19 protein-coding genes and 1 pseudogene are annotated in these 19343 nt (G+C 65.6%); 13 read left to right on the forward strand and 7 right to left on the reverse strand.

All coding sequences use genetic code 11. The features are described 5' to 3' along the window. Window positions 1–32: 32 nt before the first annotated feature. Window positions 33–1022, forward strand: coding sequence for a methylmalonyl Co-A mutase-associated GTPase MeaB (gene meaB, locus UNPA324_RS13145; protein ID WP_128917127.1), 990 nt, complete (start codon window positions 33–35; stop codon window positions 1020–1022). A 76-nt stretch (window positions 1023–1098) separates the two neighbouring features. Here meaB and UNPA324_RS13150 read toward each other — a convergent pair whose 3' ends face one another. Beyond that, window positions 1099–2001, reverse strand: coding sequence for a haloalkane dehalogenase (locus UNPA324_RS13150; RefSeq protein ID WP_128917126.1), 903 nt, complete (start codon window positions 1999–2001; stop codon window positions 1099–1101). An 89-nt stretch (window positions 2002–2090) separates the two neighbouring features. Between UNPA324_RS13150 and UNPA324_RS13155 the strand changes: the two genes are divergently transcribed. From UNPA324_RS13155 to UNPA324_RS13165, 3 genes are all read left to right on the forward strand, one after another. Beyond that, a complete protein-coding gene (locus UNPA324_RS13155) occupies window positions 2091–2696 on the forward strand; it encodes a CGNR zinc finger domain-containing protein (protein ID WP_141934840.1) in 606 nt (201 codons plus the stop codon). 82 nt (window positions 2697–2778) lie between these two features. Then, complete coding sequence (locus UNPA324_RS13160) at window positions 2779–3435, forward strand: pyroglutamyl-peptidase I (protein WP_141934841.1); 657 nt, start codon at window positions 2779–2781, stop codon at window positions 3433–3435. Between the two features lie 229 nt (window positions 3436–3664). Beyond that, complete coding sequence (locus UNPA324_RS13165) at window positions 3665–5035, forward strand: TIGR03808 family TAT-translocated repetitive protein (protein ID WP_141934842.1); 1371 nt, start codon at window positions 3665–3667, stop codon at window positions 5033–5035. 127 nt (window positions 5036–5162) lie between these two features. On the opposite strand, the gene UNPA324_RS13170 is transcribed toward UNPA324_RS13165, so the two are convergent. The 4 genes from UNPA324_RS13170 to UNPA324_RS13185 form a co-directional block, all read right to left on the reverse strand. Beyond that, window positions 5163–5876: a TIGR03809 family protein gene (locus UNPA324_RS13170; protein ID WP_181769383.1), complete on the reverse strand. Its 714-nt coding sequence runs from the start codon at window positions 5874–5876 to the stop codon at window positions 5163–5165. Between the two features lie 626 nt (window positions 5877–6502). Further along, entirely contained in the window at window positions 6503–8218 is a 1716-nt protein-coding gene (locus UNPA324_RS13175) for a S8 family serine peptidase (RefSeq protein ID WP_128917121.1), read from the reverse strand. A 16-nt stretch (window positions 8219–8234) separates the two neighbouring features. Next, entirely contained in the window at window positions 8235–8930 is a 696-nt protein-coding gene (locus UNPA324_RS13180; RefSeq protein ID WP_141934844.1) for a hypothetical protein, read from the reverse strand. Continuing rightward, complete coding sequence (locus UNPA324_RS13185; protein WP_181769384.1) at window positions 8927–9496, reverse strand: sigma-70 family RNA polymerase sigma factor; 570 nt, start codon at window positions 9494–9496, stop codon at window positions 8927–8929. The genes UNPA324_RS13180 and UNPA324_RS13185 overlap by 4 nt, the downstream gene beginning before the upstream one ends. A gap of 442 nt (window positions 9497–9938) precedes the next feature. On the opposite strand from UNPA324_RS13185, the gene UNPA324_RS13190 reads away from it, so the two are divergent. Continuing rightward, the gene (locus UNPA324_RS13190; RefSeq protein WP_128917119.1) at window positions 9939–11096 is read left to right on the forward strand and encodes a GGDEF domain-containing protein; all 1158 of its coding nucleotides are present in this window, start codon (window positions 9939–9941) and stop codon (window positions 11094–11096) included. A gap of 63 nt (window positions 11097–11159) precedes the next feature. After that, window positions 11160–12260, forward strand: a complete 1101-nt coding sequence (locus tag UNPA324_RS13195; RefSeq protein WP_128917118.1) for a DUF2336 domain-containing protein — start codon at window positions 11160–11162, stop codon at window positions 12258–12260. Window positions 12261–12270: 10 nt separating this feature from the next. On the opposite strand, the gene UNPA324_RS13200 is transcribed toward UNPA324_RS13195, so the two are convergent. Next, window positions 12271–12909, reverse strand: coding sequence for an NrsF family protein (locus UNPA324_RS13200; protein WP_128917117.1), 639 nt, complete (start codon window positions 12907–12909; stop codon window positions 12271–12273). A 2-nt stretch (window positions 12910–12911) separates the two neighbouring features. Further along, entirely contained in the window at window positions 12912–13457 is a 546-nt protein-coding gene (locus UNPA324_RS13205; RefSeq protein ID WP_128917116.1) for a sigma-70 family RNA polymerase sigma factor, read from the reverse strand. A gap of 291 nt (window positions 13458–13748) precedes the next feature. On the opposite strand from UNPA324_RS13205, the gene UNPA324_RS13210 reads away from it, so the two are divergent. The 7 genes and pseudogenes from UNPA324_RS13210 to UNPA324_RS13240 all read left to right on the forward strand — a co-directional run bounded on the left by UNPA324_RS13210 (window position 13749) and on the right by UNPA324_RS13240 (window position 19341). Next, entirely contained in the window at window positions 13749–14414 is a 666-nt protein-coding gene (locus tag UNPA324_RS13210) for a hypothetical protein (RefSeq protein WP_128917115.1), read from the forward strand. 148 nt (window positions 14415–14562) lie between these two features. Next, a complete protein-coding gene (locus UNPA324_RS13215) occupies window positions 14563–15342 on the forward strand; it encodes an enoyl-CoA hydratase (RefSeq protein WP_128917114.1) in 780 nt (259 codons plus the stop codon). 218 nt (window positions 15343–15560) lie between these two features. Continuing rightward, window positions 15561–16958, forward strand: a complete 1398-nt coding sequence (locus UNPA324_RS13220; protein ID WP_181769385.1) for a TolC family outer membrane protein — start codon at window positions 15561–15563, stop codon at window positions 16956–16958. A gap of 104 nt (window positions 16959–17062) precedes the next feature. After that, window positions 17063–17272, forward strand: a pseudogene (locus tag UNPA324_RS13225) (type II toxin-antitoxin system RelE/ParE family toxin); the annotation flags it as partial. Window positions 17273–17348: 76 nt separating this feature from the next. After that, window positions 17349–17699, forward strand: coding sequence for an addiction module antidote protein (locus UNPA324_RS13230; RefSeq protein ID WP_141934846.1), 351 nt, complete (start codon window positions 17349–17351; stop codon window positions 17697–17699). Between the two features lie 70 nt (window positions 17700–17769). Beyond that, window positions 17770–18327 (forward strand): P-loop NTPase family protein, encoded by a 558-nt coding sequence (locus UNPA324_RS13235; RefSeq protein ID WP_141934847.1) that lies wholly within the window; start codon window positions 17770–17772, stop codon window positions 18325–18327. Window positions 18328–18378: 51 nt separating this feature from the next. Then, window positions 18379–19341: an amidohydrolase family protein gene (locus UNPA324_RS13240; RefSeq protein WP_141934848.1), complete on the forward strand. Its 963-nt coding sequence runs from the start codon at window positions 18379–18381 to the stop codon at window positions 19339–19341. Window positions 19342–19343: the final 2 nt, after the last annotated feature.

Consider the following 19343-nt stretch of genomic DNA (forward strand, 5'->3'; position numbering starts at 1 on the left):
GCCTGCCTCGCCTCGGCGTTGTAAAGCAGGGCATGACTGAGAAGAAAGCCCCGCTTGACATCAAAGCTCTCGCCAAGGAGCTCCGCGCCGGCAGCCGCGCGGCGCTAGCACGCGCCATCACGCTGGTGGAGAGCCGGCGCGCCGACCATCAGGCGCTGGCGCGCGAGCTGGTGCAGATGCTGCTGCCGGACACCGGCAAGGCGTTCCGCGTCGGCATCACCGGCTCGCCCGGCGTCGGCAAATCCACCACCATTGACGCGCTCGGGACCTACCTCATCGCGCAGGGCCACAAGGTCGCGGTGCTCGCGGTCGACCCGTCCTCGGCGCGCAGCGGCGGCTCGATCCTCGGCGACAAGACGCGGATGGCGCGGCTGTCGGCCTCGGATGATGCCTTCATCCGCCCGTCGCCGTCCTCGGGCACACTTGGCGGCGTCGCGGCGAAAACGCGCGAGGCGATGCTGCTCTGCGAGGCGGCCGGCTTCGGCGTCGTGCTGGTCGAGACCGTCGGCATCGGCCAGTCGGAGACCGCGGTCTGCGACATGACCGATTTCTTCCTCGCCCTGATGCTGCCCGGCGGCGGCGACGAATTGCAGGGCATCAAGAAGGGCCTGGTCGAGCTCGCCGACATGATCGCCATCAACAAGGCCGACGGCGACAACCTCAAGCGCGCCAACATCACCGCCGCCGACTATCGCGGCGCGCTGCACATTCTCAGTCCCCGATCCGAACACTGGCATCCGCCCGTCGTCACCTATTCGGCGCTGGCCGGCACCGGCATCGCCGACCTCTGGCAGAAGGTGCTCGATCACCGCAAGGCGATGAATGCGGCCGGCGATTTTGCCGCGCGGCGGCGCGAACAGCAGGTGAAATGGATGTGGTCGATGCTTGAGCAGCGCATGCTGGCGCGGCTGCGCAGCGAGGCATCGGTTCGCGCCAGGGTGAAGAAGATCGAATCCGAGGTGGCCGACGGCCACCTCACACCGGCACTCGCTGCCGAGGAGATCGTGAAGCTCCTGCATTGAGGCCGCTTCACCTTTCCCCAGCGGGGAGAGGTGAAGCAAAGTCCGAGCTCGCGATCCGCCCCAATCTCGCGATTACCTAACTGATCTGGCCGGCCAGCACCTTCGAGACGAAGCGCGCGGTCGCCTCGCCGACCTCCTGAGGCGCCTCCTCCTGCAGGAAGTGCGACCCTTTCACAAGGACGGTCTCTTGATTGGGCCAGGCTCTGCAGAACTCGCGCTGGGCGCCGATCAGGAAGCCCGCCGGCTCGGCATCGATGAACAGTTTCGGAATCCGGTTCTTCGACATCCAATCCGCATAGGCTTCGACGATCGCGACCACATCGGCGGGCTCGCCTTCAATCGGCAATTCGCGCGTCCAGGTCAGCATCGGCTGACGGCTCGGACCAGGATTGCGGAAATAGCGGCGATAAACCTCGAGCGCGTCCGGCGCGATATGGCGCAGCGGCAGGAGATATTCGATGAACAGGTTCTTCTGCAGGATCAGGTCTTCGCCTTGCGGACTCCGTTGGCCCTGGAAGAAGGCGCGCGTCGCGTCGGGCCATTCGTCCCAGGAGCGGAACGGCCGGACTATCGCTTCCATATAGACGATTGCCTTCACCCTCTCCGGGTGGCGACGGGCCCAGTGAAAGCCGAGCGCCGCGCCCCAGTCGTGAACGACGAGGATGACATTCTCGGTCAGGCCCAGCGCATCGAACCAGGCATCGAGGTAGCGCTGGTGATCGACGAAGCGATAGGAGCCGTTCGGCGCCGCGCCCGAATTGCCCATGCCGACGAGGTCGGGCGCAAGGCAGCGGCCATAGGGCAAGAGATGGGGAATGATATTGCGCCAGAGGTAGGACGGCGTCGGAACGCCGTGCAGGAACACGATGGGGTCGCCCGTGCCGACGTCGACGTAGGCCATCTGGGTATCCAGCACTTCGATGTACTTCCGGTAGGAGACGTCCTCGGTCGAGATCGGGGGATGGTTGACGTGCAACATGATGAAACTCCGTTCCCTGTCTTGCACACCAGTAAACGATCTATACCGGTCACTTGTTTCAACCAGTAAAAAATATTAAATGGTGTTCCATGTCGAAGGAATCGCGCAAGTTCCATGTGCCGGACGCGCTGGCGAATCTCTACGATTTCGCCAACACGCTGGATTTGCGGCACTTCACCCATCGCGGCGTCCAGCATCAGCAGACGGACGAGCTGCAAAATCTTGCCGCGCTCGACGAATGGATGCGCCAGCGTGGGCTGGCCGAACGTGCCGCTGCGCCATCGCAGAAGACCTTCGAGGCGGCCTTGCGACTGCGCGCCGCGATTCGCGACTACCTCAAATGCGAGCCGGCGGAGCGCCGTCGCAAACCAGCCGTCATCGCCCCGCTCAACGCTGCGATGAAGCCTTTTGCACTGCATGTCGCCGCCATCGGCAAGGATGGTTTTGCACTCCGGCCGGTGATGAGCGATGCGCAAGCGGGCCTGTCGGCGATCGTCGCCGAATTGTACGACGCGGCCTTGGCCGGTACGCTCGAGCGGCTGAAGATGTGCGCCGCCGACGAGTGCCAGCGGGTGTTCTTCGATCGCTCGAAGCCCGGCACGCGGCGCTGGTGCCAATCCACCTTGTGCGGCAACCGGGAAAAGACGCGGACCTATCGAGAGCGCCACAGGCGCGATAACACATCGGAGATCTGACGACCCGCGAGCTTGGAAGAAGGCTGGTCCCGGTGTTTACTGGATGCCGGCGTCCCCGACAGGATCGAGAGGATCACATCGATTGTCCGACAAGCTTCGCGTTCTCATTACCGGCTTCGGGCCGTTTCCCGGCGCGCCTCATAATCCGACCCAGCCGCTGGTGGCGCGGCTCGCGCAACTGCGTCGTCCGGCGCTCGATGATGTCGCGGTCTCCAGCCACATCTTCCCGGTCACCTATGCCGCGGTCGACCGCCAATTGCCTGATGTGCTCGCGAAGGTGAAGCCGGATGCGCTCTTGATGTTCGGCCTCGCTGCGCGCACGCCTTACCTGCGCATCGAGACCCGCGCGCGCAACGCCGTCACCATGCTCTGGCCCGATGCCGCCAACACGCGCTCGAGCAAGCGCGGCATCGCCGGCCATGCCGACGCCATGACATTCGGTCCGCATACGGCAAGGCTGCTGCGCGCCGCGCGCCTCACCGGCATCGATGCACGATCCTCGCGCGATGCCGGCGCCTATCTCTGCAACTATTTGAGCTGGCGCGCGATCGAGAACGTAAAGGCAGGTGGTCCGCAGCTTGCCGCGTTCATCCACATCCCCCTGCTTGCGCGCAGCGGCGCCGTGCGCCGCAAGGGCGCAGCCCGGATCACGCTGGAGGAGCTGGTGGATGCCGGGGAGGCGATGCTGATGGAGATGGTGCAGTTGGCACGGAAGGCGCGGAACACGCAGGTTTCGTAGGGTGGATTAGCGCAGCGTAATCCACCCTCTTGGCTCAACGAGCACCGTCGTCGCGGCGAGATGGTGGATTACGCCTGGCGGACTGCGCTTTGCGCAGCCGCGAGGCTAATCCACCCTACAACACCTCCTTGCGGTAAACACTTAACCCTACCGCGAACAATCCTCACGGCACCTGCCGCCCTGCGCTACCTAAGCCTCGCGGACTCCCGCGTCCGCCGGAGGACGCGTCATGGACCTCAATCGCCGTCACCTCATCGGAGCCTCCACCGCCGGCATCGCCGGTGCGCTGGCCATGCCGGCCGACGCCGCGCGCGCGGCGCCGCTGATGTCCCTGCTCGGCCGCGACGCTACGCAATACGGCGTGCGGCCCGGCAGCAGCGAAGATCAGAGCCGCGCGCTGCAACGTGCGATCGATGAGGCGGCGCGGGCGCAGATGCCGCTGGCGTTACCGCCCGGCGTCTACCGCAGCGGGCTGCTGCGGCTGCCGAAGGGCGCACAGCTGATCGGCGTGCGCGGAGCGACGAAGCTTCTCTTCACCGGCGGGACCTCGGCGATCCAGAGCGACGGCTCTGACGCGATCGGCCTCACCGGTATCATCTTCGACGGCGGCAGCATTCCACTGCCGGCACGGCGCGGCTTGGTCCACCTGCTCGGCGGACGCGACGTCCGCATTGCCGATTGCGAGATCACGAATTCGGGCGGCAGCGGCATCTGGCTCGAGCAGGTGTCCGGCGAGATCTCCGGCAATATCTTCACTGACATCGCGGTGACGGCGGTTGTGTCTTTCGATGCCAAAGGCCTCAACGTCTGCCGCAACACGATTGTCGGCACCAACGACAACGGCATCGAGATCCTGCGCACCGCGATCGGTGACGACGGCACGCTGGTCAGTGATAACCGCATCGAGAACATCAAGGCCGGTCCCGGCGGCTCCGGCCAATACGGCAACGCCATCAATGCCTTTCGCGCCGGCAACGTGATCGTGCGCGGCAATCGCATCAGGAATTGTGATTACTCCGCCGTGCGCGGCAATTCGGCCTCCAATATCCACATCACCGGCAACAGCGTCAGCGACGTGCGCGAGGTCGCGCTCTACTCGGAGTTCGCGTTCGAAGCCGCCGTGATCGCCAACAACGCGGTCGATGGCGCCGCCGTCGGCGTCTCCGTCTGCAATTTCAACGAAGGCGGCCGCATCGCGGTGGTCCAGGGCAACATCATCCGCAATCTGATCCCAAAGCGCCCGATCGGCACCGCGCCGGATGATGATGCCGGCGTCGGCATCTACATCGAGGCGGACACTTCGGTGACCGGCAATGTGATCGAGAACGCGCCGTCCTACGGCATCGTCGCCGGCTGGGGCAAATATCTGCGCGACGTCGCGATCACGGGCAACGTGATCCGCAAGGCCTTCGCGGGTGTGGGCGTCTCCGTCGTGCCGGGCGCCGGCATTGCGCTGGTCAACAACAACATAATCTCGGACACCCCGCGCGGCGCCGTCGTCGGCCTCGATCACGCCCGTGCCGTGACCTCGGATCTGTCGGCAGACGGCGCGCAGCGATTTGCGCAGGTGGTGCTCGGCGGGAATGCGGTGCGAAGGTAGGCGCGGCTGCCAGCCGGGCCGCGCATCCTTCGAGGCTCGCCATGGGACGCCTCGCGTCCCATGCCTCGCGCCTCAGGATGACGGGGGCGAAGGATATGGCTCCGGTCCTCTGCCCTCACCTGCGGCGTTAGAACGCGTTCCTGAGCAGCGGGTACTTGGCTTCCAGGCCGTCGAGGCTAAAGGTGAATTCGATGACGCGCTCGGGGGCTGCGACGATCTCCTCGGCCGGCGGGGCGAATTGCGGCAGGAGCGCCGCCATCGCAGCAGGCGCAGTCTTCGGCGGCTTCGCGGCAGGCACCGCGAGCGGCGGCTTCACGTCCGGCGCGGTGAATTGAGCCATTGCGGCGAGCGGCGGCCTCACGGCAGGTGCTGCGAGCGGTGCCCTCGCCGCGGGAGCCCTAAGCGGCGGCATCTCGGCGGGCGCGGTAAACGACGCCAAAGCTGCGGGTGCGGCGAGCGGCGCGAGCGGGGCTTCGGTGATTTCGGCAAGGACGTCCGGCTTCGAATCGAGCCTGACCGGCGCGGCCGTCTCGGGGGCGATGTGGACGGCCTTCGGCTGCATGGTCTGCGCTTGCTGCTCACGCGGAAATACGCGGGGCATGGTCGCCGGCGACCATCCGAATGCCGGCGTCACGCTCGCCGCCGCCTCGGCGACGTCCCCACCGGTCGCGAGCGCGCGCCAGGTCTGGACGGCGCGCTTGGCTTCCTGGATGTTTTCGAGGAATGCGATCTCGGTGTGATAGCGGCGCCAGCGGCCGGTCTCGAACATTTCGGAGAGATGTTGCAGCCGCTGCTCGGCGAGGGCGCACCAGCGCGCCGCGACGTCGCGGCCAACAGCCACGGCACGACCAGACGCGCAGTCAGATTCTTGGCGATGTGTCATGAACCAGCCCGTCAGGAGAAAACACGGACGCGGGGACGCAACGCACACGAATCAATTTAGACGCGACATGAATATTTTGTGGAAAAGTTTTGACTTGTCCAGCAACGGCACCGCGTTCGTCGTCAAACACCGTAGTCGTGCGGAGATTTGCTGTGATTTCGAGTCAAGCTTCGCACAAGCATAGCGGGCTTGCGGCTTGCTGCACGAGCGACGGCCATCGTTGCCGGCGCGACCTTTCAACCGAAAGCTGAACGCGCGCGAAATTCAAAGAATCGGACGCCCAGAGCATCGGTTCTGGTTGAATCAGAACCCATGCTCTGGATTCTCGCTTTGACGCGTTTTTCTTCACGCGAACCGGAATCCACGTCGCTCAAAAACGCTCTGAAAAGAGAAGACCCGTCCGGGGGGACAACCGGACGGGTCAAGCCATATGGGCGCTTGGGGTGGATGGGCGCTCGCGCCTGATATGACTGATGGGGAGGGATAACCGCTCCCACATAATTTGGTCGTGGCAGGGAGCTGAACGTTCAACGCGGCATTCGCTTTTTTGACCTTCGATCTCGCGCGCGTCTTTGACGCAGCCGCTATCGCGCCGCCGGCCTATCCGCCTGAGAAACCGTGGATTTATCATCCGCGCTCGACAGCGAGGGTTGTTCGATCGCGCGGCTGCCGGGCTCATCGCGACGCTTGGCGGTATCTTCACGTTTTGTTGTACCGGACGCCGCCGCGACCGGGGTCGCGCTGTCAGCGGGAACGGCCGTGACCGCGGCAAACGCGTCGGTCTGGCCGTCGCCGAACAACTCGTCACGCCCAGGAGAGCCGAGATCGCGCGCCGTCTTCGCCAGCGTCATGCGCAGCGCTTCCGGCTTCAAGGTGTAATTGCGCTCGAGCAGCAACGCCGCGACGCCGGAGACATAGGCGGCCGAGAACGATGTTCCCGACGTCATCTGGTATTTGCCGTCCGGCGCCGGCACGAAGATGTCGACCCCGGGCGCTGCGACGGCGATGTAATTGCCGCGATTGGACGCCGCGAACAGCCGGTCCTGCTGGTCGGTCGCGCTGACCGCGATCACGTTCGGATTGGCGGCCGGATAGAGCGGCGGCGATTTCGCGCCGGCGTTGCCGGCGGCCGCAATCAGCACGAGGCCGCGCGCGGCGGTGGCCGCGATGGCGCGCTCGATCACCGCGTCCTTTGGACCGGCAAAGCTCATATTGACGATCTGCGCGCCGTGCTCGGCGGCGTAATTCAGCGAGCGCAGGATGATGTAGGACGAGCTTTCGGCGCCGCCATTGGCACCACCGAAGGCACGGATCGCGATGATGCGCGCCTCGGGCGCGCTACCCATCAGCCGGGCATGCGCCACGATCGCGCCGGCGATCCCGGTGCCGTGGATGTGCGGCCCCTCGGCGCTGCCAAGCGCATCGAAATTGTCGGCGACGGAATCGGCAAGCTCGGGATGCCTGGCGTCGATGCCGGAGTCGATCACGGCAACCGTGACGTTGGCGCCGCGCGCCAGCGTGTGCGCCTGCGGCAGGCGGAGCTTGGCCAAGGCATATTGCGCGGGATCGCCCTCGCTCGGGATCGTCGATTTCTGGTCCTGGAGCACATAACGGAAGTTCGGCTGGACCGAGCGCACACTGCCGTCGGCCGAAAATTCGCGCCGCACCGTCTCGTACGGTCGGCCATCGGTGATGCGGAACAGACCGAACGTGGCCCCGATCAGCGGGAAATTCTCCGAAGAGACGCGCGTCAAGCCGTGCCGGCGGGCAAGCGCGTCGGCATCGCCGGGCGACAGCGTGCCATCGATCTCCGCCACGAATTCGTTGGCGAAGCTGCGCAGATTGGCGGCGGCCGGCGTGGCGTCGCCCCGGCCCTTGCCAGCGCTCTTCTTGCCGGATTTGGCTGAGCCATTGCCGCCTGTGTTCGGCTGCGCCAGGCATTCTCCATCGGCATCGCGATAGGGCGCGGTGCAGGCCGGATACAGGTTCGGCGAGTAGCGCGCATAGGGCAGCACCGTCGTGGTCGGCCGGATGCGCGAGGTCGTAGTGTGGGGAATCGTCGCGATCGTCCGTGGGCCGCGATCGACGCTGACGGCGCGCGCGGCGATATTGGGACTGACCCGTGGGGTGATGTTCGTAGAGATGGTCGGCGTTCGCGAGGGCACGCTGATCGTGGGCGTGCGCATGATCGCCTGCGCCTGCGCAACCTCGACGCCGAGACAGGCGGCGATCAGAAGCGCGGCGCCGACCGATGAAGCGTAGGCCCCGGCGCGCACCCTGCTCTCGGATTTGCCAATCATCGGCTCAGCGGCGCGCCTAGGGCGCCGCGACGGCAAGGTTGACGAACTTCTCGCGCTGCATCTTGCCGAGCAGCGAAGCGAGCTCGTCCTGGTTCATGGCCTTATCGAACTGGAGACGGAACATGCCGCCCTTGGCTCCGTCGATGATCGAGGCGTGGTAGCTGTCGAGCAGCCCTGTGATGTCGGAAATGCGCGCCTCTGGCGTGAAGCGCACCAATGCGCGCGCTGGCGCGGCGGTGCTGCCAAGCTCGCGCGTGATCGGCGTGCCGGTCGAGAGCGAGGCGGTCTGGAAGGTCGCGGGCTGGTTCTTCATCAGCACGGCGCCGATGATTCCGGCCTGCAGCACGAGCGCGACGGCGCCAAGGCTCGCCGACCACGCCAGCGTGCGCGGCGACAGGCTCGCGAAGAAGGTCGAGATGCGCGCTGACAGCGGCAGCGAGCCGCTTCCCCGCGCCGGCTCGGCGTCGATCGCGGCGAACAGCTTCTGCATCGCGCGTGCCGACGGAGCCCCTAAGCTCTCGTTCAAATGAATGGTCTCTTCATATTCGCCGCGGATCGCGGCATATTGCTTGGCAAGCTCGGGATCGCGCGCCAGCGCTTCCTCGACACGGCGCGCATCGCGCGCGTTCAGCGTGCCGGCAGCGTGCCAGGGCAGCAGCAGTTCAATTTCACTGGGCTCTTGCTCCAGCATCTTCTTGCTCAAAGCCATCATGGCCAGCCTCGCTCAACGCCGGCTGCCTTCAGCAGTTCGGCCAATTTCTTGCGCGCATAGAACAAGCGCGTCTTCACAGTGTTCTCCGGTATCCCGACGATTTCGGCCACCTCTTCCACGGACTTCTCGTGGTAGTAGACGAGATCGACGATTTCCCGGTGTTCCGGCGAGAGGCCCGTCAAACACCCCCGCAACGCTGCACTGGTATCCTTCTTCTGCACCACCGTTTCCGGATCGTCGGCCGTATCCTCGATCGCGTTCGCGGCGTCTTCGTCCAGTTCAAAATCCTTTCTGCGCCGGAGCGCAGACAGGGCCTTGAATCGGGTGATTGCCAGCAGCCAGGTGGAAACTGCGGATCGGCCCTCAAACTTGCCGGCCTGACGCCAGACGTCGAGAAACACCTCGCTGATGAGGTCTTCCGCCGCCTGCTCGTCCCGGACGAGCCTGAGCCCGAACCTGTAAACCCTGACGTGGTGCCGCCCGTACAGCACCTGCATGGCGAGCCGGTCACCCTGAGCGATCCTGGCGATTAGGACCTCGTCCGAAGCCGACTGTGTCACGCTCAAAGGCCATCTCGCAAAGTTGGTCGGGTCGGCGCAGCGGACGGTTCGACGGGTGGTGCAAAATTGTTCAACTTACCGCAGTCGGACGGGCGCCTGTGTGATCCACCCCACATACGCGCTTTTTTCTCGTCCCGTACGCGGCTGTCGGCCGCCACAATCCAGATTGGTAACATAATACTGAGATACTTCCCTGCGGAATGCCTGTCCGGCACAGGCCGCCCCGGCCTCATCCGGTTCCATAGCAGCGTTGCACGACATATGTCTCGCCAAGCCCAACTTAGGCTCGATCGCATCGCAAACCGATGCCTGATCGCCGGCAAAATTTCTCCTGCCAGCCCATTACCTTGTTCCGTGCTGCACGGTTCGGATTCGGTTTCAAAAGGATACCAAACCTAAAGGCTTGCCACGTAGATTTTTACGCTGACATCCACCTGTTGGCGGGACCATGAGCACGGCCGCGACGTCCTTTCCCGAGAGGAATGCCGCTGAGGTCGCGGATATCGTCCTCGCGCCCGAGGCTGCGGCCCCCGACGTCCTGGCGCGCCGCGCCCGGCAGCGCCGCCAGATGTATATCGGCCAGGTGGCGAGCTATTCGCTGGGCGCCTCGGTCCTGCTGCTCTACGCCTATGGCGGCACGGTCGACATGGCCGTTCCGTCGCTGTTCTGGCTCGGCGGCCTGCTGATCATCGGGACGTTCACCGTGCTGTCGGAAGCCGGCTTCGGCGACCGGTTCGAGGATCATTACCTCACCGTGTTCCAGATCTCGACGCATATGGCGCTGCAACTGGTGTTCCTGCTCGCCGTGCCGACCGTCGGGGTCGCTTTCCTCGCCGTGCTGTTTCTGATCTTCGCGTTTGGCACGCTGCGCATGACCTCGCGCCAGGCGATGGTCACCTGGGGCCTGGCCACCTGTGGGCTGGCCTTGGTCTTCCTGGGCTCGGACCTGCCGATCGGACTGCCGGTTGCGACCCGCCTGGAGCGAACCGCCTCGATGCTCTGCTTCGTGCTGGTGATCGGCCAGTGCGCCTTTCTCGGCCTGTTCGGCGCCACCCTGCGCAAGATCCTGTACCGGCGCAGCATCGAGCTGAAGGCCGCCTATCAGCGCATCGAGGAACTGGCCGAGCTCGACGAACTCACCGGCTCCTACAACCGCCGCTGCATCATGCGCCTTCTCGACGTCCAGATCGAAAAGGCGCGAAAGGCGTCGGCTCCTTTCGCGATCGCGCTGATCGATCTCGACTGGTTCAAGCGCATCAACGACGCCCACGGCCATCCCGTCGGCGACGAGGTGCTGCGCACCTTCGCGATCACCATTTTCGCCAATATCCGCCCGGCGGACTGCTTCGGCCGCTACGGCGGCGAGGAATTCCTGCTGCTGCTGCCGGACACGTCGGACGAGGCCGCGCAGCGCATGCTCGAGCGCTTGCGCAGCATCGTCGCCGATCTCGACTGGAACGCATTCTCCCCGGGCATGCACGTGACCATTTCTGCGGGCGTCGTGACGCTGCGCGATGCCGATACTGCCGACACCTTTCTCGCGCGCGCCGACCGTGCGCTCTATGCCGCCAAGGCGCAAGGGCGCAACCGCATTGCAACGAGCTGACCAATCCATTTTTTTCCGGTGCGACAGAAGCCGCCGCCGGACCGAACGCTCCAGGACAGGGCAATGAGATCCAAATCCGCAAAATCATCGAACCTGCTCGAGGAATTGCAGACCGCCCTGTCGCACGGCACCGTCGCGCGCCGGGTCGAGGCGCTGCGCCGCGTCACCGATCTCTTCGTGGGCAACGCGGTGGACTATTCGGACGACCACATCCGCGTGTTCGACGACGTCTTCCAGTGCCTGGTCGAACGGATCGAGACGTCGGCCAGGGCGCTGCTCGCCGACCGCCTTGCTCCGATCGCGGCCGCGCCGCCGAAAATCATCCGCATGCTCGCGCTCGACGAGGTCATCGAGGTCTCCGGGCCCGTGCTGTCGAAATCGGAACGGCTGGACGAGACGACCTTGATCGAGATCGCGCGCACGAGGGGCCAGGCGCATCTCAAGGCGATCTCGCTTCGGCGCGTACTGTCGGAAGCGCTGACCGACGTGCTGGTGACGCGCGGCGACGTGGACGTGGTGCAGTCGACCGTCAAGAATCCGGGCGCGCGGCTCTCCGAGGGAAGCCTCACCGACCTCGTCACGCGCGCCGAACGCGACGACGACCTCGCCACCTGCATCGGCCTGCGGCCGGACCTGCCGCGCCCTCACTATTTGAAGCTGGTTGCGAAGGCGTCCTTGAGCGTGCGCAGGAAGCTCGAGGCGGCGCATCCGGAGCTCGCGGAAGAGGTGTCGAGCGTGGTCCAGGAAGTGGCCCAGAGGGTCCGCGCCACCGCCATGACGAAGCAGACCGAGATGGCGCGCGCGCTGGTGAAATCGCTGCACGAGGACGGCCGCCTCAACGAATTCCAGGTCACCACATTCGCCGAGCAGGGCAAGTTCGACGAGACCAATGCGGGGCTCGCCGCGCTCGCGGGCGTCGCGGTCGAGACCGCCGAGACCATGATGATCGAAAGCCGCACCGAGGGCGTGATGATCCTCGCCAAGGTCGCGGGCATGTCCTGGCCGAGCGTGCGCGCCATCATCGCCATGCGCGAGAAGCTCTCGGGCGGCTCGCAGACCGACGTGCTGGCGCTGCGCGATGTTTACGAGGCGCTGCGCTCGTCGACCGCGCAGCAGGTGCTGCGCTTCCACCGCATGCAGCAGAGCACGATTCCGGCGGCGTGAGGCTGGCTCGTTAGTAGCGCAGGACTTTGGATCCGACCGCCGCGCCGATCGCCGTCACCAGGGCGGTCGCGAGCGTGTACCAGGTCGCGACGAACAGGGGTGAATCGTCGGTGCAGTGCGAGGCGTAGAGCGTCGCGGCCAAGCCGGCCGACACCAGGCCGGCGAGCGCACCGGCCAGCGCGGGGCGCGAGGGTGCACCATGTCGCAGGCCGAACAGCGCACCTGCAAGCAGCGGCAGCGACATCGCAGGGATAGCGAGCAGGCACACCCTGGAATTCTTGCCCATCAGCCGCATCGTCATCGGCATCGCCGGCGCCATCATCGCCTCGCTGCCGATCGCAACCGCAAGCAGCCCGACCGGAAGCAGCAGCAGCCAGCCCCAGCCGCGCATCAAGGCTTCGGGACGCGACAGATGCAGGCTGACGATGATCGCGGGGATCGCGAGCGACAATGTGACCGCGAACTTCATGTCGAAGAACGGGTTGCGCATGGCGGTCATCACGTCCGGCCGCACGCCGAGGAAGGTCGCGAAAATCAGGATCGACAAGGGCGCGGCCACCAGCAGCGCCATGGTCAGCATGGCCCCGACGCGCGGCACGCGGTGAGCGTTGTCGGCTGCGAGCGAGCGGATCAGTTGGTCGGTATCCATGACTAGTGGTCCCGCAATTTGGCAGTCAGTGCCGCAAGTCCGCGATGCAGTGCGACCCGCACCGCGCCTTCGCTCATCGAAAGCTTCGACGCCGTATCCTTGATCGAGGCGCTCTCGACCGCGATCGACTGCAGCACGTCGCGCTGGCGCTGCGGCAGCGTGCCCAGTTGCGCTGCGACCTCGCCCGCAGAGGCTGTCTCCTGCGCAGCTTCGCCCGGCAGCGTCTCGGCGAAATCGTCAATGTTGACGAAGACGCGCCTTCCGCGTCGCCTGAGCGCATCGATCAGCTTGTTGCGGGCGATCGCGAACAGCCAGGGTGCGAAGGGGGCTTCGCTGTCCCAGGTGTGCCGCTTCAGGTGCACCGCCAACAATATCTCCTGCACGATATCCTCGGCCTGGTCGGGAGGTTGCCCGGCCCGCGCCAAGCCACGCCTCGCCGCGGCGCGCAGCACCGGTGTGACCGCCTTCAACAAGCGATGATACGCCGCATCATCGCCTGCCATGGCCGACCGCATCAGGCCGGTCCATTCGTCCTCACGTCCGCGCACGCGCGCCCCTCACCATGCAATTCGGCCGTTCGTTCAATTTGTTACGCGGACAGCACCAGATCACGAATTCGTGATCCATGCCCGGACCTCGCCACCGATACGGCCGTCAACTCTGCGACGGCTCATAACACCGATCGGCTCATCCCGCACCCGGCGGCCGACGGTGCGGGAGGCGATTTGCCCCGTTTTTGCCCGGTGGTGCCCGAAGATTCCCATTTTCTGCCCCGCTGTCGTCACGCCCCAGGGTCTCTGTTCGTTCCGGGGGCGGGCGGAATTGGGGAGATCATCACCATGATGAAAGCCAGCGGGCGCGCGGCCCTGATTGCTCTGGCCGGGCTTTTGTTGCTGTTCGGAGGCCTTGCACAGGCGGCCCCAAGCTCAGCAACAACTAAATCGGACAGCGCGGGCAAGCAGGCCGACGCGGCCAAGCCGAGCAAGCACCGGCGCCACGAGTCACGCCGCACCAGCGACAGCAAGACGGCACAGAAATCGGACGACAAGGCCGACGCCCCGGCAAAGGCCGACGAGGCCAAGTCCGACAGCAAGGCGGCCGACAACGACGCGTCGCCATCGAGCCAGATGCCGCCTGCGGTTGCCAATGCCAATGCGCAGCTCGCCGCCACCGGCACGCCGACTGCGGCGGCGGCCTCCGCGATGACGGACCGCGCCAACGACAATGTCCAGGCGGCGGCCGATAATACCAACGCCGCGAACGCCGAGAGCCAGGTCGTCGCACCCGATCAGCTCAACGACATCGATCGCGCGCTGCAACAGGACAACCCGTCGGCGCAGAAGGCGGTGATTGCCGCAACCGAGGCCCAGCCCCGGCCGGCGCCGGTGATGGCAAGCAGCCAGCAGAGCTCCGCCTGGGACCAGAGCTCCCTGATCGGCAAGATCTTCATCGGCGTCGGCACGCTGCTGACGCTGGCGTCCGCCGCGCGCATGTTCATGGCGTGATTGCCGGCCCGATCCTGGTCTGAATTCTTGGCCTGAGACACCTCTCCGGAACGCGCGTCTCGCTGCGTGTTCCGGCGGCCTTTAGCCCCCTTGAAGGCATCCGCGCCAGCGGGCACATTGCCCGCCTAATCAAACGCGTGGGTGAAGCATGAGCACGTTCGAACACATCATCGTCGAAAGCAAAGGCGCGGTCGGCATCATCAAGCTGAACCGGCCGAAGATGCTCAACGCGCTCTCCTTCGGTGTCTTCCGCGAGATCGCAGCGGCCGTCGACGATCTCGAGGCCGACGACGCCATCGGCTGCATCATCGTGACCGGCAGCGAAAAGGCTTTTGCCGCCGGCGCCGACATCAAGGAGATGCAGCCGAAGGGCTTCATCGACATGTTCTCCGAGGATTTTGCCGCGATCGGCGGCGACCGCATCGCTCGTTGCCGCAAGCCGACGATTGCGGCGGTTGCCGGTTATGCGCTCGGCGGCGGCTGCGAGCTCGCCATGATGTGCGACATCATCATCGCCGCCGACACCGCAAAGTTCGGCCAGCCCGAGATCACGCTCGGCACCATTCCCGGCATCGGCGGTACCCAGCGCCTGACGCGCGCGATCGGCAAGTCCAAGGCAATGGACCTGTGCCTCACCGGTCGCATGATGGATGCGGCGGAAGCCGAGCGCTCAGGCCTCGTCAGCCGCATCGTGCCCGCTGACAAGCTGATGGACGAGGTGATGGCGGCGGCCGAGAAGATCGCCGCGATGTCGCGCCCTGCCGCCGCGATGGCCAAGGAAGCGGTGAACCGCGCCTTTGAGACCACGCTCGCCGAGGGCATGAGCGTCGAGCGCAACCTGTTCCACGCGACCTTCGCGCTGGAGGACCGCTCCGAGGGCATGGCGGCGTTCATCGAGAAGCGCAAACCGGTGAACAAGAACCGGTAATCTCGGCAAACGGTCAGGCTGGTGTAAGGCTCGGCTGCGTTCCCGCAAAACCTGTGACGAAGCTGCAACAAGCACGGATTTCATGGGGGTTTTCCCCGCGGCAGTTTGCCTGCGGGACCTCGGCTGGTTAAACAGTTAAGAGGCCACCGTCGGCGGGGGCGGACAGCCGTATTAAGCGGGATTACATGATTGGGCGTGCCGCCAGAGCTGGTCGCGGGATGACGCGGCATCGATCGGGCGTCGGTCCCGTGCTTGTGACATGGACCACGCTGGCGCTCTGTTGCGCCCTGCCCTCCGCCGCCTGGGCCGAAGCCCTGCCGGAAGCGCTGGCCAAGGCCTACCAGACCAATCCGCAGCTCAATGCCGAACGTGCGCGACAACGCGCTACGGACGAGAACGTGCCGCAGGCCCTCGCCGGTTACCGGCCGCAGATCGTGGCGAGCCTCAGCGCCGGCCTGCAAACGGTTCGCAATCTTCTGCCCGACAACACGATCCAGACCGGCAACCTGAAGCCCTGGATCATCGGCGTCACCGTGACGCAGACCCTGTTCAACGGCTTCCGCACCGCCAACAACGTCCGGGCCGCCGAACTCCAGGTGCAAGCGGGGCGCGAGGCGCTGCGCAATGTCGGCCAGGGCGTGCTGCTCGACGCGGTCACCGCTTATACCAACGTGCTCGCCAACCAGTCACTGGTCGAGGCGCAGCGTTCCAACGTCGCTTTCCTGCGCGAGACGCTCGCGGTCACCCAGCGCCGCCTCAACGCCGGCGACGTCACGCCGACCGACAGCGCGCAGGCCGAGGCGCGCCTCAATCGCGGCCTTGCCGATCTCAACGCCGCCGAAGTCGCACTTGCCGTCAGTCAGGCGACCTATGCGCAAGTGATCGGCAACTCACCGTCGCAGCTTCGGCCCGCCGAGGTCGTCGACCGCTATCTGCCGAAGAGCCGCGAAGACGCCATGACCATGGCGATCCGCCAGCATCCGGCGGTGATGGCCGCCAGCTTCGACGTCGATGTCGCCTCCACCAACATCCGCGTCGCCGAAGGCGCGCTGCTGCCGAGCGCCACCATCCAGGGCAGCGCCAGCAAGAGCCGCAACAACGACCCGACGCTCGGCACCTTCGCCGAGGACCAGGCCTCGATCGTCGCCAACGTCACCGCGCCGATCTATGACGGCGGCCAGGCCGCTGCACAGACCCGGCAGGCCAAGGAGATGACGGCGCAGAGCCGGCTCGTGCTCGACCAGGTGCGCAACCAGGCGCGCACGGCGGCGGTCAGCGCCTGGGTTGCCAATGAGGGCGCCAAGGTCGCGGTATCCGCCTCGGAGTCCGAGGTGAAAGCCGCAACCGTCGCGCTGCAGGGCGTGCAGCGCGAGGCCGCTGGCGGACAGCGCACGACGGTAGACGTGCTGAACTCGCAGGCCGATTTGATCCAGGCCAAGGCCCGCCTGATCGGCGCGCTGCGCGACCGCGTCATCGCCTCCTACACGCTGCTCAGCGCCACCGGCCATCTCGACGTCAAGACCTTGAGCCTGAACACGCCGGACTATCTGCCCGAGGTGCACTACCAACAGGTCCGCGACGCCTGGCACGGCCTACGCACGCCGTCAGGGCATTAGGCGTCCGCGACGCATCGCTTCCCAGCGCCACGGACCGCCCGCCGTCTCGTGCACGCTAGCCTCTTTGACATTCTGTAGCCCACGGGCTACAGTTGCGCCTTATGATGGAGGTGAGGCAAACCCAGTATTTTTCGGAGTGGCTGAACCGGCTCAAGGACGCCAGCGCGGTTGCCCGGATCACCGTCCGCACTCGCCGCATGGAAATGGGCAATCCCGGCGACAGCAAGGGCGTCGGTCGCAACATCCGGGAAATGCGCATCGACTACGGCCCGGGCTACCGGATCTATTATGTGCAGCGCGGAACGCAGATCGTGATCCTGCTATGTGGTGGCGACAAGCGCACGCAGCCACAAGACATCAAGCTGGCCAGCAACTCGCGGAGACATTGTGATGCCGAAGGTAGCAAGAACAAGAGTCAAAACGGCATCCGGGACAACGCGCTTCGACGCCGCCGACTATCTCAACTCCGAGGAGCGTCAGGCGGCCTATATCGCGGCCGCACTGGAGACCGGCGATGCCGATTTCGTGCGCGACGCGCTCGGCCTCGTCGCGCGTGCGCGCGGCATGAGTGCGATCGCGAAGAAAGCCGGTTTGAACCGCGAGAGTCTGTACAAGGCCCTCGGTGAGACTGGAAATCCTGAATTCGGCACAATCATGCGCATTGTCGCAGCGTTGGGTCTGACATTATCGGCCCAACCCGCGACAAGCGGACGGACCTCAAAGCGCCGCCGCGCTGCGTAAGGGAGCACGGCGCCCTGGAACGCCGCGATCGCCATCACCGGCCGCCGGCCATTCAGGTCAGGGGGTGCCCATGAAAAGCCGCCGCATCCATCTAATGGGAGCTTCGGGCTCCGGCGTGACGACGCTCGGTCGCGCGCTTGCCGGCCGGCTTGCGCTGCCGCATCACGACAGCGACGACTATTTCTGGCTTCCAACCGTGCCGCCCTACCAGACGACGCGCCCGGCCGCGGATCGGCTGCGCCTGATGCGCGAGATGTTCCTGCCGCGGCACGACTGGGTATTGAGTGGAACCGCCACCGGTTGGGGCGACGAGCTCGTCGCGCATTTCGACCTCGTCGTCTTCGTGGTCACACCCCGCGAACTACGGTTGGAGCGGCTGCGGGCCCGCGAGGCCGCGCATTTCGGCGCTGATGCTGTCGCGCCCGGCGGCTGGCGTCACGAAGAGACCGAAGCCTTCATCGAATGGGCCGCGCATTACGAGGCCGGTGACCGCGACGGCCGCAGCCTCGCAAAGCACGAGGCCTGGGTCGCCGGCTTGCGCTGCCCGGCCGTGCGCGTTGACGGCTCACGTCCACTTGCGGACCTCGTTGAGCAGCTATGCAGCGAAGTGCAGCTGTTGCCGGGCTGATGTGATACCGTCCCGGCATCATCTTCACATAACGAAGCAGGGAGAGAAACCATGCTCAGCCGACGCGGCGTCCTCTTCGCCTCCCTTGCCGCCGGAGCAGCCATGACCAGCAAAGCCCACGCGCGTGCAGCGCAGCCCGCGACGCCGATCAATTTCGAGGTCCCGGCGCATGCCTGCGACTGCCACACCCACATCCATGGCGACGTCGAAAAGTTTCCGTTCTTCGCAGGGCGCGTCTATACGCCGGAGCCGGCAAGCCCTGAAGAAATGGCCGCGTTGCACAAGGCGCTGCATATCGAGCGCGTGGTGATCGTCACCCCGAGTGTCTACGGCACCGACAATTCCTCCACCCTGTTCGGCATGAAGGCGCGCGGGGCGACCGCGCGCGGGGTCGCCGTGATCGACGACAAGACCACCGAGGCGCAGCTCGACACGATGCAGCAGGAGGGCTTCCGCGGCATCCGCCTCAATCTGGCGACGGGCGGCGTCAACGACCCCAATGTCGGCCGGCCACGCTTCACCGCTGCGGTCGAGCGCATGAAGGCGCGCGGCTGGCACGTGCAACTCTACACCACGCTGGCCATGATCTCGGCGATCAAGGACCTCGTCGAGACCGCGCCGGTGGCCGTCGTATTCGACCATTTCGGCGGCCTCGAGGCTTCGCTCGGGCTTGAGCAGCCGGGATTTTCCGACCTGGTCGCGCTCGTCAAATCCGGCAAGGCCTATGTGAAGATCTCCGGCGCCTATCGTTCGTCGAAGCTCGCACCCGACTATCAGGACATGGTGCCCTACGCGCAGGCGCTGATCGCGGCAAATGCGGACCGAATCGTCTGGGGCACCGACTGGCCGCATCCGGATTCCAGCCACGTCGAGGGACGCAAGCCCACCGACATCGCGCCGCTCTACCAGATCGACGACGGCCGTTTGCTCAACCAGCTTCCGGTGTGGGCACCGGATGCCGACGTGCGCAAGAAGATCCTGGTCGACAATCCGGCGCGGCTCTACGGATTTTGACG

It is taken from the genome of Bradyrhizobium sp. UNPA324, assembly GCF_006658635.1.
GTDB classification, from domain to species: Bacteria; Pseudomonadota; Alphaproteobacteria; order Rhizobiales; family Xanthobacteraceae; genus Bradyrhizobium; species Bradyrhizobium nanningense.